Here is a 15,598-nt window from a genome sequence, read left to right as displayed (position 1 = left end):
GTACGTTGATTTGGATTCAACTTCATCATCAATCTTGGCAGCAAGTCCAGTATTAACGTCACAGCCAGCAGCACCAAGCTTCTCATGCGATGGCAGAAAGCATTGCTCTCAGATGACCTCATGCGCAGAAGCTACATACTTTACAAATAACTGCCCAAATACAAAAATGGACGGTAACCACGATGGTATACCATGTGAAAAACAATGGTGTAACTAATGTTAACTTAGACCATTACTCTTTTAATTTGTAAAAAAAACACCATTATTATCTTACTTAGTTGATATCTATGAGGTTTTGATGAGTAAACATAATAAAAACCATAATCAGCCCAGTCACAGCAAACCTGATACTGTGCGTATGCGGCTCGATAAATGGTTGTGGGCAGCGCGGTTTTATCGCACTCGTACGCTTGCCAAAGAAGCGATCGAAAGTGGGCGTGTGCATTATGCAGGTAGCCGTGTCAAAACGAGCAAGGAGATTACGGTTGGAGATGAGCTGAGTATCAGGCAAGGCTCGGCCACTGCTATGACTGAAAAGACCGTCATCGTCGAGGCATTAACTGCGCAACGTGGCAACGCAACTGCTGCCCAAGTGTTGTATTCAGAGACTGAAGAGAGCGAAGAGCGCCGTGCCTACTACGCTGAACAGCGCAAACTTGCCAACCTTGCACGTCCTGATAATAAACCCAACAAAAAGCAGCGCCGTGATTTACAACGCTTTAAACATCAACAAGATTAACAAAGCTTGTTGATGACTCTGTGTGCTTGTTGTTTGTGACGTTAATCGTTACGCTTATCAAGCCACGCTAAATAATAATAGTCTTCAAGTAAAATCGTTAAAATTTGCAAGAGTAACCGCCGGTTATTGTTATAAATTAGCCCTCACTTATTTATTTATTGACATGCTAATAAGCCATACATTTCATATGGGTCTTATAGAGCATTTTTGTCATAAAAGGTCATGTTATGCTGGTAAAAGCTTCCGCTCCATCTTCTGTTCTATTGGTTTGCCTAGGTAATATTTGTCGTTCACCAACTGCTGAGGAAATTTTTCGTCAACAGATTGCCATTGCAGGACTCTCTATCAAGGTAGACTCAGCAGGTACAGGTGATTGGAACATTGGTAATGCTCCTGATGTCCGATCTCAGCGTCACGCTAAAGGTCACGGTTATAATATTAGTAAGCTAGTTGCACGGCAGATAAATGCTGATGATTTTCGCGAATTTGATTTGATTCTAGCAATGGATGCTCAGAACTTGGCTGACCTGCAAGCATTAAAAGATAGTATTAATAATACATCGCAAGCGCCTCTAGCTAAATTGGCATTATTTAGCGAAGAAGATCCTACTTATGGCGGCGACGACGTTCCAGATCCTTATAAGGGTGATGGAGATGATTTTGAAGACGTCATTGAACGTGTTGAATCGAGCGCCAAAGCATGGATTGAAAGCTGGAAAGCCATGTAAGGGAGATTTAGATTGCTCAGCATCACGATACCAAGCACTAAAACTTAAGCATTTTATCTGCTTTTATACCGTATATCCCTTATAATAGCCAGCGTATTAAAGTCTAGCTTATACCTGGCTACTGCTTTGATGTTTTTTATTTATTTGTCTAATAGGTCGTGTTATGACTACAGATTTGCACCATGCTCCTAATGCTCAGTACGATTGCTTGCATGATCTGTCTTACGCCAACACAATGGCGCTCGCTTGCATCGCTGACACTGTAGTGACTTTGACAAGCGAGGCACAGCTAGACCATTTTATGGCAAGTTATACAGACGATAGTGAACTTAATTCCTCATTGTTTGTGCTATCTGGTGGTAGCAACGTCTTATTGCCCACGCAACTGCAAGCGACCGTATTACGACCACACATGCGTGGTATTATCCTTATCGATCAGACCCAAGATCATGTCGATATTGAAGTGATGGCAGGTGAAAACTGGCATGATCTGGTTATTCATACCGTCAATCAAGGCTGGTACGGGCTAGAAAATTTAGCGTTGATACCAGGCCTCACTGGGGCAGCTCCTGTGCAAAATATCGGTGCTTATGGCGTGCAGTTAGAGGACTCCCTGCAGTATGTTCGCGCTTATCATTTACCGACCAAAACTTGGCATCATCTTACTGCTACTGATTGTAAGTTTGGTTATCGCGATAGTGTTTTTAAGCGCACACCAAATACTTGGCTGATTAGCCGGGTGGGCTTTCGTTTGCATACTGATGCGACAAAGGTTTTGGCAAGCTATGGTGATGTACAGACAGTGGCTCAACACTATGCCAAGCTGCAAGGACGCGGACAATTGACGCCTGTCGATGTAATGCATGCTATCATCGATATTCGTCAACAAAAACTTCCTAACCCGGCGCAGCTTCCCAATTGTGGTAGTTTTTTTCAAAACCCTATAATCAATCTAAGCCTGTTTACATCATTACAGAGCATCTACCCTAATATCGTTGGCTACCCGATGCCAGATGCGACAGTTAAAGTTGCAGCAGGCTGGTTAATAGAGCAAGCGGGCTTAAAAGGTGGTGGTATTGAACCCATCATTACTCATAAAAAACAAGCGTTAGTCCTTACCAATCATAGTCCCTATCAAGCCACTCAAGCTGATGTGTTAGCTGCCCAAAACCATATCATAAACTATATCTATGAAAAGTTTGCTATCACTTTAGCTCGTGAGCCGGTTTGGGTTAATGCTGATGGTACAGTTGGATATGGTGAGCATGAGGTCTAAGCGTTCATGGTCTCATAGGCTATCTCGCCACTACTTACGTTCCGCTGAACGCATGATTAAGTTGTTCCGTATTATCAATATAACTTTCTTATTGGGTTCGACGGCCATCATATTAATACTCGTTAGTCTGTTCACGCCGCTATTTTCTCGCGCAGTCGTTTATGTGTTCGATCATCTAACGCTACCTGCCATACCAGCTGATGCTATGAGCTCACCACCCTCTGCCTACGTTGTCCTTGGCGGCGGTCTCACTAACGACAATAGTAACCAAATCATTCTCAATGGTTATAGTCTCAACCGTATCCGTACTGCTGCCATTGCCTATCATGACTTGCCCCTACCTATTATCATCAGTGGCGCTGAGGCACCTTGGATGAGTCAATGGCTTATAGAGCATGGTATCGATGAACCCATTAGCGAAAATGCCAGTATGAACACCTGTGAAAACGCTCGGTTTACTGCCAAGCGTGTGCCTTTATACCATGTGTACCTTATCACCGATAATTACCATATGGCGCGAGCTCGCAGACAATTTGCTTTAAATGGGGTCAATAGTACGCCTATAAACGCGCCATTACCTGTGTCACTTGATTGGATGGAGCCTGCACAAAACTTGAGCCATTCAAGACGTGCTGTTTATGAAATAGCTGCCTACCTACGTGATATCTTGCGCCCGCAATTAGACTGCCGGCTTGCAGAAGACGTTAGTATTCAACAATTATTAACCCCTCGAGGTAATGCGGTTAAAACCTTTGATTAATGATTTAGGTATCTCAAAGCTATGCAGATTTCATTGCATAAATTTCAATCATAAAGTTAAATTTATTACACTTGCGATAAGTGTATAATAATAGAATAAGCGGCTATTCAAGAGGTTTGCCATGCTCAGTATATTTTTATTGATTCCACTAAGCTTGATGCTGTTCGTGGTAGCTATTTGGGCTGTTCGTTACGCCGTAAAATCCAATCAATTTGAGGACTTAGATAATGCCTCACAGCGCATTATCTTGGATGATCGTCAAGAGCGTCGTCAAGTTATCCAGTCGCATAAACCAGCTAATTCTGCTGAGAAAACGGATACTATAATCACTACCGCTGATGACGAAAGCTTGAATCTGGACGCTCGTAAACCACTAAATACTGATAGCAATACTAAAGAATAGCATTAGATTTTTAAAAATCTTTGATTTTTATAAGTGCGTTATTATTTTGACTTTTAATAAAATACTATCTCCGTTTACTACATATTTTAAGAGGTGCTGCTTATGACCACAGCATTATTAGTTGCAGCATTATTGATGGGTTTTTTTGGTTCACCGCACTGTTTAGGTATGTGTGGCGGACTGGTAAGTGCGTTTGGATTGTCGATGAAGGACGTAAGCCCGGCCAAGCGCCGAGGTTTGGTCGCCACTTATCACCTTGGACGTCTACTTAGCTACTCGTTTTTGGGTTTGACTGCAGGAGTTATTGGTACAACAGTATTAGAGCCATTGATGAAAGGCAATAGTATGCCGCGCATTCTTTTAGGCTTGGTGCTCGTACTTGTTGGAATTACTATGCTGGGCGCTCCGTTTTTAACCAAGCTTGAGCGTTTTGGTATGCGCTTTTGGCAATTCCTTGGGCCGCTACGCCAAAAGGTATTTCCACTCACTACTTTTCCACGCGCATTGGCCGCTGGTCTGTTATGGGGATTTTTACCTTGCGGACTCGTGTATGGTGCCCTACTCATCGCAGTCGTCGCTCATAACCCTTTAGGAGGCGCAGCGCTGATGTTTGTATTCGGTCTAGGTACAGTACCGATGCTAGTTGCCACTCATGAAACGGTTGGTTGGATGCGTGATAAAATTGGTCGCTTTCGCTTACGCCAACTAAACGGTGTAGTGATGGTACTATCGGGAATGGCTGTTATGTTTGTGCCCATTATCATGGCTAATATGCACGGCGGACATGGTGGCGATACACACATGAGTCATGGCAACCCTGCTGCTATAACATCTGAAGCAGGCGACTCTAATTATCATGACATGAGTCAGATGGACCATAGCATGCACAATATGGATGCTGACGCAGACACTATGAACCACTCTCAATAGTTAAGCTCATGAAAAACCAATCTCTTATAAGCCTGTCGAAAAAAAGCCCGCAACGTTAATATCGCTGCGGGCTTCTTTCTGACAGTATCAACTCTTTGATATTGATAAAATTATTACTGCCATTGCTCAAGACTAAACTTGGTATCCAAATGCTTCTCTAATGCTGGCAAATTAAAAGCATCGTCTTCACTTACAAAGCTGATGCTAATACCTGTCTGGCCAGCGCGCCCAGTACGGCCAATACGATGTACATAATCATCGGGCTGATCTGGCAAAGTATAGTTAATCACATGGCTAATATCATCAACATGAATGCCGCGCCCTGCCACATCGGTTGCAACTAAGATTGAGGCATTACCATCTTTAAAACGCTGCAAATATTTTTCACGCTTTTGCTGAATCACATCGCCTGATAACATAACGATTTTATGAGACTGACGCAGTTTATGATACAAACGTTTTACTTGATCCTTTCGATTGGCAAAGACAATGACTTTTTCTACTGACTTATCGGTAATAATACGCTGCAACGCTTCTAGCTTTTGATCTTCTGTTAATAAGTAAAAGTGTTGGTCTACTAGCTCACTGGTCTTGTGCTCAGGCTCGATTTCGACAAACTCTGGCTCATGCAACCAGCGATAAGCAAGATTCATAACATCTTGGTTAAATGTAGCTGAGAATAGTAAGCTTTGACGATCCGTATTGGCTGGCATTCGACCTACTAAGCGCTTGATATCAGGGATAAAACCCATATCAAGCATACGATCCGCTTCATCTAATACCAGCACCTCTACTCGATCCAAATAGAGCATACCTTTATGCATAAGATCTATCAAACGCCCCGGTGTCGCAACCAAGATATCGACATACTGACGTTCAAGATCGTACTGCTGAGTCTCATAATTGGTGCCACCCATAATACATACGCTGTGCAATTCTGTATATTTGGTCAAAGCAATACAATCGTCAAAAATTTGCTGGGCAAGCTCACGTGTCGGTGCCATTATTACTGCGCGTGGCTCTCCCAAATGACGCTCTTCTTCTTCCTGAAAAGGACGCTTAAGCAAGGCCTCCATGATGGTAATCAAAAAAGTTGCCGTCTTTCCTGTTCCCGTTTGCGCTTGTCCAATTGCATCTTGATGTGCCAAAGTATGGGGTAATATTTGAGCTTGGATAGGCGTTAATTCAGTAAAGCCCAAATCACTGATTGCCCGCAATGTTGGCGCCAAAAGTGGTAGATCAGTAAATGTTGTAAAGTGACTCAAAAAATTATCCTTATATAGTAGTAATGACAGACTCGCATGATAACAAGCCTACCATAAACTTTGGTAAAGCTTTAACGTAAAAAAGCCAAGCCCAAGGTCCACATATCAATATTGCAATATCGATAATTTAGACAGGCTTGACTCAGTAGTATATCAGTAGTCAATAAAACTATTAAACCTAAACTGATATAATAGACGGATCAGTCTTCCACTTTTCTAACTTCTTCAGCTTGTAGACCTTTTTGGCCTTCAACCACATTGAATTCGACTTTTTCGCCATCTTTTAAAGAGCGATAACCATCACCTTGAATCGCTCGAAAATGAACAAAAATATCTTCACCACTATTGCGTTGAATAAAACCAAAGCCTTTTGAATCATTAAACCACTTAACGACACCTTGCTCACGATCTGACATAATATTGCTTCCTAAAATTACACCTAGCCCCAACTTCCTTTGCAGCATTGCATGTAAACGGGGTCTAAGATTATGAAATCACTTATTTAACTAACAACAATTTAAATAAGGTTATTCAAAAATTACACTTAAAATATATCAGGACACTTATTTTTATTAAATAATAAAAACGTTTTCTCAGATGAAATTGTTATATCCTAATATGCCTAGTAACGATACTGCGTCATCGTCTATAGATAATTGATCTTTAGAACTGCTTTAAAGACGAGAGCAACAAAGTTGTAAGACTTACTACTTAAAAATATCATAGCATGTGTTTTTAGCAACACAAAGTCATTTAACATGGTTTTTGCTATTTAGGTAAGCTTTCTATGTAATTTTTTATAAACTTATGATTGAGCTATTGTGATAAAGTCCCATATCTAACATAGCAGTTTTTTTATTTGTACTACAAGTGCCCAACACTACATTCATTTTAATCCACAGAGAAACTTATGAGTGCCCCCTCTTTATCAGCTACGAGCGCAAAAACGGACAGTTTACAAACACGTAGAATACTACTTCTCAATGGGGTGAACCTAAATCTACTAGGTAAACGTGAACCTGAAATTTATGGCCATACCACACTTATCGATATCGAAAAATGTCTGGCGGCGCGAGCAGCATGTCATGACGTTGAACTTATTTGCGTTCAGTCCAATCATGAGGGTCAGCTCGTTGATGCTATTCAACAACACGGATTATTGACAGATGTAAGCTTACAAGTAGATGCTATTATTATTAATCCAGCTGCATTCACTCATACATCAGTTGCTATCCGCGACGCCTTACTGGCTACCCAAAAGCCGTTCATAGAAGTGCATCTTTCAAACGTTCATACTCGTGAATCTTTTCGGCATCATTCTTACTTGAGCGATGTGGCAATGGGAGTAATATGTGGTTTAGGTCACTTAGGTTATCAGATGGCACTCGATTACTGGTTGATAAATTTATACGGTATTGATCTGAATAATACTGCACTATTACCTACTGCAAATGAGTCTTAGTGAGACACATTGTCAAAAAACGCCAACTTGGTTTTGGTATGAAATGTTTTATTGGTAGGAAAATTGCATCAAACATGGCTTGTTCTTAGAACAACTCTTAATTTTTGGACAAAAACCAAAAAAATAATATACGGTGATATGAATGGCAAAATCGTCCGGAAAACGCTTTATGAAACTTGCTGGTATGACTGCAAGTATTGCGGGAAAGGCCGCTAAAAACTCACTAAAGCATCTCTCTAGTGACGAAGAAAAACGTTTGGAGGCACGCTCGGCACTGATGCAAGATGTGGGTGTTCAAATCGCTGAGACCCTTGGCGAGATGAAAGGCGCTGTCATGAAAGTGGGACAAATCGCTTCGCAATACAAAGATGTATTTCCACCAGAAGTGGCAACTGCGCTTGAAAAACTACAAAAAGATGCTCCACCCATGCAGTATGCACAGATACGCGCACAAGTAGAGCGCGAGCTTAAAGCGCCCATTGATGAGCTGTTTGATGAATTTGAAGAAACCCCTTTTGCAGCTGCTTCTATCGGTCAAGTACATAAAGCCATTCTACCCTCTGGCCAAAAGGTCGTGGTAAAAGTTCAATATCCCGATGTGGATGAAAATTGTGACAGTGACCTAAAACAAGTACGTGTGGCGCTAAAAATTGCTGGTGTGCTTAATATGAGCCGCGAGCTACAAGATAAGCTATTTAGTGAGATACGGCAAAGCCTATATGATGAGCTTGATTATACTAAAGAGGCGCATAACTTACGGGTATTTGGTGCATTTCACGCCGAAGATAAAGGTCTTATAATACCCAAAGTCATAGGCAGCCATTCTTCCAAACGAATTTTGACCTTGACAGAAGAGATGGGAGAAAATTTGACGGTAGCTGCGACCTGGGACAATGATATCAAGCAAAAAATAGCAGAAAGATTGTTTCATTTTACCGCAGGTCAGCTATTTGGTTTATACCGAATGCACTGTGATCCTCATCCAGGTAATTTTGCTTTTCGGACTGATGGTAGCGTAGTCGCTTATGATTTTGGTGGTATTCGCAGCTATAGCGATAACGAAGTACAGTTATTTCGACGGTTTGCTAAGCATGCTATAAAAGCCGATGTGACTGCTCTTGAACAGGACTTGGTTGCGCTAGGAATACGCCGGACTGATGATACGGACATTCCTGGCGAATTCTACCAAGAGTGGCTTGCTATTGGTCTTAAACCTTTATCTATTTTGCCTTATCAACAAGACGCTTTTGATTTTTCTAGTAGTCAGGTGCATCATGAAGCCATCACTCAAATGCGCACGTCCCTAAAATACTTTGGTCAGTTTCAGCCTTCTGCAACGACAATGATGCTTGATCGTACTGTGTCAGGACAATATTGGAATTTGGTGAACCTTGGTGTTGAAATCGATCTCTCATCTTTGGTTGATGAATACATTGAACTATAAAAAATACAATAGTAGCATCAAAGACGTTTAGACATGCAGCGCATGCCCACAACGATCGCAAAATGTGGCGCCAACGGCATGACCAAACTTTCCACAATTAGGGCAAGTAATAGGATTAAGCTGTGGTCGCATGTTACGTGCCAGCTCTGATGTAAAGATACCCGTTGGTACTGCGATGATCGAATAACCTGTAATCATGACCATGGTCGCAATTGCTTGACCCAGCGGTGTCTTTGGCGAGATGTCCCCGTAACCTACTGTGGTCATGGTAACAACTGCCCAATAGATAGATAATGGAATGCTTGTAAAGCCATTCTCCGGTCCTTCTACCACATAAATAACCGAACCAAAGATGGTCACTAGCAGGACAAGTGACAAGAAAAACACGGTGATTTTTTGCTGGCTGGTTTTGAGTGCAGAGGCCAAAAAACCTGCCTGCTGCATGTAGGCTTTGAGCTTAAGCACACGAAAAATACGCAAAATACGTAAGATGCGTATTACCAGCAGGTATTGTACCCCTACAAAAATTAAACTTAGATAGCTTGGCAGTACAGACAATAAATCTACTATACCAAAGAAACTAAAAACATACCGAAGTCGATTGGGGGCCGAAAATAGCCTGAGACTATACTCAATCGTAAATAAAATGGTAAAAAACCATTCTGCATAAAAAAACAGTGTGCCATACTGCAAGCGCATATATAACACACTATCAAGCATTACTACGGCGACACTGGCCAAAATTGCAATCAACAATACAATATCAAAGAGCTTACCCAAACGAGTATCTGTGCCTTCAATAATAATGTGAATGCGGTTACGCAAATGAGTAATAGCTTCAGCGGTTGGTTGCTTCATAGAGTCAGTGGCTTCATAAAATCAATGGCTGGGTAGCACTTCATGATTTAAAGTGTGATGAATAAGCGCAAATTAGTCAAAATACGCAAAATTGGTCTATAATATTGATCGCTTATAGCCATTGTTGCAACGTGTAAGATGCCACAGTGTAGCAAAAAATAGCGCTCAACAACATACAAATTGCTAATGTCAGCGTAAGCTTATAACATCACAACAGTAAATGCAGCGCTTAGTTATGCTGAGATTGGTATGTACTAAAACATGTAAACTTGGTTATAACGCAGTATATATAATAGGTATGACTCACATTGATATCATACTAAAAAGCATATAGCACTTAAGGACATACTATGGCAGGTCATTCAAAATGGGCAAACATCAAACATCGCAAGGCCCGTCAGGATGCAGTAAGAGGTAAAGTATTTACCAAAGTTATTCGTGAAATCGTTTCCGCCGCTAAGCAAGGAGATCCTGATCCTGACAAAAACCCACGTCTTCGCGCCGCTATAGAAAAAGGCTTATCGGTCAATATGACCCGCGATACCATTAATCGCGCGGTTGATCGCGGCACAGGTGGCGGCGATACCGAAAATATGGATGAGATTAGCTATGAAGGCTATGGTGTGGGCGGTGTCGCTGTATTGGTCGAGACGATGACTGACAATGTCAATCGTACCGTCAGTGAAGTACGTCATGCCTTTACCAAATTCGATGGTAATTTGGGTACTTCAGGTTCAGTTGCTTATTTATTTACTAAGCGCGGTGAAATCACTTTTAATGACGTAAGCTTAGAAGATGAAGTCATGCTCACTGCACTAGATGCAGGCGCTCTTGATATTGAAAATGACGGAACATCACTACTCGTTATTACCGATGTAGACAATTTCGGCCAAGTCAAAGATGCCCTTAATGCAGCTGGATTGGTCTCTGACAATGCTGAGGTGACCATGTCGCCATCCACCATTGCTGAAATAGACAATGTCGATGATGCCGAAAAAGTCATGAAAATGATTGATATGTTAGAAGATATAGATGATGTACAAGAGGTTTATAGCAACGTAAACTTCTCTGCTGATGTCATGGCTCAGCTAGAGCAATAGTTTTTATTCGTCATCTAAACCTACCTTTAGGACGGCATATCTAACACAAAGAAGCCAAACGTTGTAGAACGTTTGGCTTCTTTGCATTTAGCCACCTTCTATCATGAGTGTCAAAACTAAACTTTACCTGTCAATTCTTCAAGCTCAAGTAGATATCGCTTCTTATCTACTCCACCAGTATACCCACCTAACTTGCCATCACTAGCAATCACTCGGTGACAAGGAACAATAATACTAAAAGGGTTTTTACCATTAGCATTAGCGACCGCACGAAAGCCCTTAGGATTACCAACGCGCTTTGCCAGTGCGGCATAGCTGATGGTTTCGCCATGATTGATACCTTGTAATGCATGCCATACTTTTTGCTGAAACTGAGTACCCAAAGAGATGTCTAATGGCAAGTCAAAAGTGTGGCGTTTGCCATTGGCATACTCATAAAGCTGGTCGATAGCTGCTAGTAATAAAGCTTGAGTAGCATCACTACTGCTCAAGTCATTTTTGTCTATAAATATAAAGTCATCATCGTTAAGCTGGTAATGTTTTTTAAGCTTGGCAGATGATTTGGAGTGACGCCACGATTGACCCTCCATAAGCCAATTAACTTCAGTAAGCTTGGGCGTATTATCTTTACTGGCACCAGCCATTAGAATGAGTTGATATTGATCAAGTCGTGCTGTAGTGACTATCATAACTGTCTCCAGCTTAGTGCCAGTAAAATAATACCAAAACTGCAAAAAGGCTTAGCTGTCATTTGTATCAAAAAGTGCTGCGACAAACTGCTTTGGACTAAAGGCACGCAAATCATCGATTGATTCGCCAACCCCAATATAACGAATCGGTACATCAGTGGTTTCGGCAATGTTAAACACCACGCCACCTTTAGCAGTACCATCTAACTTAGTAATAGTGATGCCTGTCAGCGGCACTACCTTATTAAACAGCTCCACTTGGTTAATGGCGTTTTGACCTGTACCCGCATCAAGAACGATCATTCCCTCATGGGGCGCACTTGGATCCGCTTTACGCATGACACGTACTACTTTTTCAAGCTCTGCCATCAGATGCGTTTTGTTTTGCAAACGTCCGGCAGTGTCAGCTATCAATACATCAATGTTTTTGGCTTTTGCAGATTGCATGGCATCAAAGATAACAGAAGCGCTGTCAGAACCATGGCCTTGAGCCACAACCGGAATGCTGTTACGCTCACCCCAGATTTGTAGCTGTTCAGTGGCGGCAGCGCGGAAAGTGTCACCAGCCGCCAACATAACTGACTTACCCTCGCCTTGTAAGCGCTTGGCAAGCTTACCAATAGTGGTTGTTTTCCCCACACCATTAACACCCACAACCAAAATAACAAATGGTTTTTTGCTCGTATCGACAACCAATGGCGCAACTTTTGGCGTTAAGATATCAACGAGCTCACTTTGCAGTGCTTTATATAATGAATGCGCATAAATCAAATCGCCACGCGTTGTTTGCTCAGTTAAACTCTTGATAATACGGTTAGTCGCATTGACACCAATATCGGCGACTAATAGCTGGTCCTCTACCTCTTCCAACAGCTCATCATCGATCTCTTTGCCACCAATAAGTATGCTCACCATACCTTCTGCAAGGTTTTTACGTGATTTACTAAGTCCCGACTTCATGCGGTTAAACCAGCTTCCTTTTTGGCGACCTTGCGTCTCGTCTTCTTGTAGCTGATCCATTTGGTTTGCATCATCGTCAGCCAGTGCCTGAGAAGTACTTGGTGCAGCTTGTCTTACAGCATCGTCAGTGTTGGTTTGTTTAGTGTCAGCTGGTAGATGCTGGCTAGCAGTATCCGTCCACTGCTCTTGTAGCGGCATCTTTGGTATAGCAGTAGGATTAATCTTGTTTTCGATTTGGTCATTGCTAACTAATGCATCATCACCCGTATGCTGCGCCTCAGGCATTATAATCGGTGCACCTAACGCTATTTGTTCTGCTGCCTCTACACCTACTGTGTCTGCACTTGACGTCTGACTGCCTTTGTGGTTTTGACTATCAGCTTCAATAACGCCGTCAGGCTCATCAATAATGGGGACTGATTGCGTCGGCAGACTTGGTAAGGTAATATCATCGTCATCTAAATCATCAAGGCTACCATCAAGGTTGATGACCACGCGATTGGCATTATTTGGATTATTCATAAGCTTGCCCTAAAGGTTAATAATGTCAGTAATATATTTATTTTGTAATGAATAATGGTGTAAATTGACATCAGTATATCTAATATCATCAAAACGAAAGCTTCATTCTTGTGCTAGTTTAGCATAATTCAAGTAGCGCTTAGCGCGGAGCATGATAGCGAATGATACAGTAATAGTAGAGTTATTATAAAATTTGGTTAAGGTTTAGACACATAAATCTGACTTTACCAAACGTAGGTTTCGCTACAGTCAAGCTTATACTTATCTGTTTTGAGCTATTTTTTACTCATCCAATCTTTTTATTTATTGAATAGGAGCTGCTATGCCACCTTTAAAGCAAACTGGCATCTCACAATATGCATCTTTGCCGCAGCGCAAATATTTATTAGAGTCTGACTCTAAACATGCTTTCGACAATAAAAAAGCCAATTGGCCAGCTCTATCTTTGGTCGCAATACTATCTTTCTCAACAGTCGGCTGCGCATCTTTGCAAGCATTAGAGCCAACGGCTGACTTGATTAATGATCTAAAGAAGATTTTGTAAATTTGTAACGCTATACTAAGATTAAAGATAAATTTACAAGAGCATTCTTTATACAAACTGGGTTTTAGAATATTAGGAATACTTATGTCATCAACAGTAACATTCATACCAACTCATAAAACTAAAAATAATTCTGCTAAAAAACCTTTTCATTTGGCACTTATTGTCAACATGGGATATGCATTAATTATCTCTATACTACTGTTATCAGCCGTAGGTTGTAGTACGACGCAAGCATTTAAACCAACCGCCAGCGTTATCGTTGGTGGACACAAAACACTATAGTACACAGTACCTAATGCTTGGCTTTTGATCGTTTATACTTTTTCTTCATTTTTATTCCAAATCTATCATTCACTGTTTTATAAGTAGAAAACCCTATGTCCTTGTCTTCATCGTTATCTGCTATCTCGTTGCGTATTGCCTGTTCCTTAGCGCTTGCTACTACCTTGACTGCATGTCAAACCAGTAACTTCCAGCAAACAGCTACGTCTGACACAGTAATTGCTAAGCCAGCCGCGAGCTCAGATTTGGCTATCGATATGTCAGGTCGGCATGAATATCAGTTAGAAAATGGGCTAAAAATCATCGTTAAAGAAGATCATCGTGCGCCAGTGGTGATGACGCAGATCTGGTATCGAGTTGGCTCGGCAGATGAGCCGTTAAACAAAGGCGGCATCTCACATCTGCTTGAACACATGATGTTTAAAGGGACAGCGAATGTATCAAGTGATGACTATGAACGCTTGATTGCTAAGTTTGGCGGCGTTAATAACGCTTTTACCAGCTACGATTACACTGGCTACTATGAGCTATTCCCAGCCAATAGAATGCCTTTAGCCTTAGAATTAGAAGCAGATCGGATGACCAACTTGGTCTTTGACGACCAAGCTTTTGCTAAAGAGCATCAAGTAGTTATGGAAGAGCGCCGCCAGCGTACTGACGACAATCCACTTGCCAAAGCTTACGAATCATTTCGCCTATTAGCCTTACCTGATAGTCCTAAAGGTGCGTCTGTTATCGGACCGATGAGCGAGCTTAAATCGATTGAACTAGCAGAATTGAAAGATTGGTATAAAACTTGGTATGCACCTAATAATGCAACCTTAGTTATCGTGGGTGACGTTAAACCAAAGGAGGTGTTGGCACAAGTCAAACGCTACTTCGGTGACTTACCTGCCAGCAAATTACCAACACGTCCTGAGGTAAAGCAGCAAGGCTTCCGTGGTTATAAAAAGGTTGACTCTGAGCAGGCAGTACAAGTGCCCGTATTATTAATGGGTTACAACGTCCCTAGCCTAACAACCGTTGGCGCGGATAATGAAAAGCAAGCTTATGCGCTATCACTTGCCCAAGATGTCTTAGATGGTGGTCTATCGGCGCGTTTAGAAAGCCGACTCATACGCGAGCAGGGTTTACTCACTAGTGTCGGAACTTCTTATGATCTGCTTGATCGCGGTGATGGACTGTTTTTAATACAGGCGACTCCGCGTGAGGGCGTGACCTTAACGCAAGCACAGGATGCTATTACGGCTGAAATTAATAAACTCGCCACTGATCCTATCAATGCCGATGAAATCAGTCGTGCCAAAACCAACACCGTTACGGGCTTAGTCTATGCGCAAGACAGTATGCAAGGCCAAGCACGCATGATAGGTTCGCTGCAATCTATCGGGCTTGATGACAGATTGCTGGCAAGCTTACCTGCCAAGCTCGATGGTGTGAGCGTCGCTGATATTCAAGCTGCTAGTAAAAAGTATCTTGTAAAGGATAACCTAACTGTCATGCATATCGTGCCACCTAAAGAAAAAATGGATAAAGCTAAGATAAGCAAGGCTCAAGCAAATAATTGATCATCAATAATCAAAACTCAGTGCGGGGAACAAGATTGTACTTCACTCCATTTTTAAGAAACTCG

At 41.8% G+C, this 15,598-nt stretch carries 17 protein-coding genes and 1 pseudogene; 13 read left to right on the top strand and 5 right to left on the bottom strand.

Translation table 11 applies throughout. The features are described 5' to 3' along the window. Positions 1 to 79: 79 nt before the first annotated feature. From ACTXGH_RS08370 to ACTXGH_RS08340, 7 genes and pseudogenes are all read left to right on the top strand, one after another. Positions 80 to 217, top strand: a pseudogene (locus ACTXGH_RS08370) (excalibur calcium-binding domain-containing protein); the annotation flags it as partial. An 81-nt stretch (positions 218 to 298) separates the two neighbouring features. Then, positions 299 to 739 carry an RNA-binding S4 domain-containing protein gene (locus ACTXGH_RS08365; protein ID WP_439261531.1) on the top strand — a complete coding sequence of 147 codons (441 nt, stop codon included), beginning with the start codon at positions 299 to 301 and terminating at the stop codon, positions 737 to 739. Positions 740 to 966: 227 nt separating this feature from the next. Further along, entirely contained in the window at positions 967 to 1,467 is a 501-nt protein-coding gene (locus ACTXGH_RS08360) for a low molecular weight protein-tyrosine-phosphatase (protein WP_299220204.1), read from the top strand. A 163-nt stretch (positions 1,468 to 1,630) separates the two neighbouring features. Next, positions 1,631 to 2,743, top strand: a complete 1,113-nt coding sequence (gene murB, locus ACTXGH_RS08355; protein WP_439296268.1) for a UDP-N-acetylmuramate dehydrogenase — start codon at positions 1,631 to 1,633, stop codon at positions 2,741 to 2,743. Beyond that, positions 2,733 to 3,503: a YdcF family protein gene (locus tag ACTXGH_RS08350; RefSeq protein ID WP_439296269.1), complete on the top strand. Its 771-nt coding sequence runs from the start codon at positions 2,733 to 2,735 to the stop codon at positions 3,501 to 3,503. The genes murB and ACTXGH_RS08350 overlap by 11 nt, the downstream gene beginning before the upstream one ends. Positions 3,504 to 3,624: 121 nt before the next feature. Then, positions 3,625 to 3,906, top strand: coding sequence for a cbb3-type cytochrome oxidase assembly protein CcoS (gene ccoS, locus ACTXGH_RS08345; RefSeq protein WP_439296270.1), 282 nt, complete (start codon positions 3,625 to 3,627; stop codon positions 3,904 to 3,906). Between the two features lie 102 nt (positions 3,907 to 4,008). Then, entirely contained in the window at positions 4,009 to 4,836 is an 828-nt protein-coding gene (locus ACTXGH_RS08340; protein ID WP_439296271.1) for a sulfite exporter TauE/SafE family protein, read from the top strand. Between the two features lie 113 nt (positions 4,837 to 4,949). Here the strand turns inward: ACTXGH_RS08340 and ACTXGH_RS08335 are convergent, their stop codons facing one another. Both ACTXGH_RS08335 and ACTXGH_RS08330 read right to left on the bottom strand, forming a co-directional pair. Next, entirely contained in the window at positions 4,950 to 6,101 is a 1,152-nt protein-coding gene (locus ACTXGH_RS08335; protein ID WP_439296272.1) for a DEAD/DEAH box helicase, read from the bottom strand. Positions 6,102 to 6,301: 200 nt separating this feature from the next. Beyond that, positions 6,302 to 6,517, bottom strand: a complete 216-nt coding sequence (locus ACTXGH_RS08330; protein ID WP_058368907.1) for a cold-shock protein — start codon at positions 6,515 to 6,517, stop codon at positions 6,302 to 6,304. 494 nt (positions 6,518 to 7,011) lie between these two features. Between ACTXGH_RS08330 and aroQ the strand changes: the two genes are divergently transcribed. Both aroQ and ACTXGH_RS08320 read left to right on the top strand, forming a co-directional pair. Further along, complete coding sequence (aroQ, locus tag ACTXGH_RS08325; RefSeq protein ID WP_439296273.1) at positions 7,012 to 7,563, top strand: type II 3-dehydroquinate dehydratase; 552 nt, start codon at positions 7,012 to 7,014, stop codon at positions 7,561 to 7,563. Between the two features lie 142 nt (positions 7,564 to 7,705). Beyond that, complete coding sequence (locus tag ACTXGH_RS08320; protein ID WP_439296274.1) at positions 7,706 to 9,007, top strand: ABC1 kinase family protein; 1,302 nt, start codon at positions 7,706 to 7,708, stop codon at positions 9,005 to 9,007. Between the two features lie 27 nt (positions 9,008 to 9,034). Here the strand turns inward: ACTXGH_RS08320 and ACTXGH_RS08315 are convergent, their stop codons facing one another. Then, positions 9,035 to 9,865: an ion transporter gene (locus tag ACTXGH_RS08315; RefSeq protein ID WP_299220185.1), complete on the bottom strand. Its 831-nt coding sequence runs from the start codon at positions 9,863 to 9,865 to the stop codon at positions 9,035 to 9,037. A 350-nt stretch (positions 9,866 to 10,215) separates the two neighbouring features. On the opposite strand from ACTXGH_RS08315, the gene ACTXGH_RS08310 reads away from it, so the two are divergent. After that, complete coding sequence (locus ACTXGH_RS08310) at positions 10,216 to 10,965, top strand: YebC/PmpR family DNA-binding transcriptional regulator (RefSeq protein WP_439261539.1); 750 nt, start codon at positions 10,216 to 10,218, stop codon at positions 10,963 to 10,965. Between the two features lie 116 nt (positions 10,966 to 11,081). Here ACTXGH_RS08310 and ACTXGH_RS08305 read toward each other — a convergent pair whose 3' ends face one another. Continuing rightward, positions 11,082 to 11,654 (bottom strand): methylated-DNA--[protein]-cysteine S-methyltransferase, encoded by a 573-nt coding sequence (locus ACTXGH_RS08305; protein WP_439296275.1) that lies wholly within the window; start codon positions 11,652 to 11,654, stop codon positions 11,082 to 11,084. A gap of 51 nt (positions 11,655 to 11,705) precedes the next feature. Next, a complete protein-coding gene (ftsY, locus tag ACTXGH_RS08300; protein ID WP_439261641.1) occupies positions 11,706 to 12,674 on the bottom strand; it encodes a signal recognition particle-docking protein FtsY in 969 nt (322 codons plus the stop codon). Between the two features lie 784 nt (positions 12,675 to 13,458). Between ftsY and ACTXGH_RS08295 the strand changes: the two genes are divergently transcribed. From ACTXGH_RS08295 to ACTXGH_RS08285, 3 genes are all read left to right on the top strand, one after another. Beyond that, on the top strand, positions 13,459 to 13,680 hold the full coding sequence (locus tag ACTXGH_RS08295) for a hypothetical protein (RefSeq protein WP_439261541.1): 222 nt from the start codon (positions 13,459 to 13,461) through the stop codon (positions 13,678 to 13,680). 84 nt (positions 13,681 to 13,764) lie between these two features. Further along, entirely contained in the window at positions 13,765 to 13,965 is a 201-nt protein-coding gene (locus tag ACTXGH_RS08290; RefSeq protein WP_439261542.1) for a hypothetical protein, read from the top strand. A gap of 95 nt (positions 13,966 to 14,060) precedes the next feature. Beyond that, the gene (locus tag ACTXGH_RS08285; RefSeq protein ID WP_439296276.1) at positions 14,061 to 15,533 is read left to right on the top strand and encodes a M16 family metallopeptidase; all 1,473 of its coding nucleotides are present in this window, start codon (positions 14,061 to 14,063) and stop codon (positions 15,531 to 15,533) included. Positions 15,534 to 15,598 lie beyond the last annotated feature (65 nt).

Origin of the sequence: Psychrobacter sp. 1Y10, from assembly GCF_052259005.1 — a bacterium.
In the GTDB taxonomy this organism is placed as follows: Bacteria; Pseudomonadota; Gammaproteobacteria; order Pseudomonadales; family Moraxellaceae; genus Psychrobacter; species Psychrobacter saeujeotis.
The sequence above is the reverse complement of the archived record's forward strand: the minus strand, read 5'-3'. Positions and strand labels throughout refer to the sequence as shown.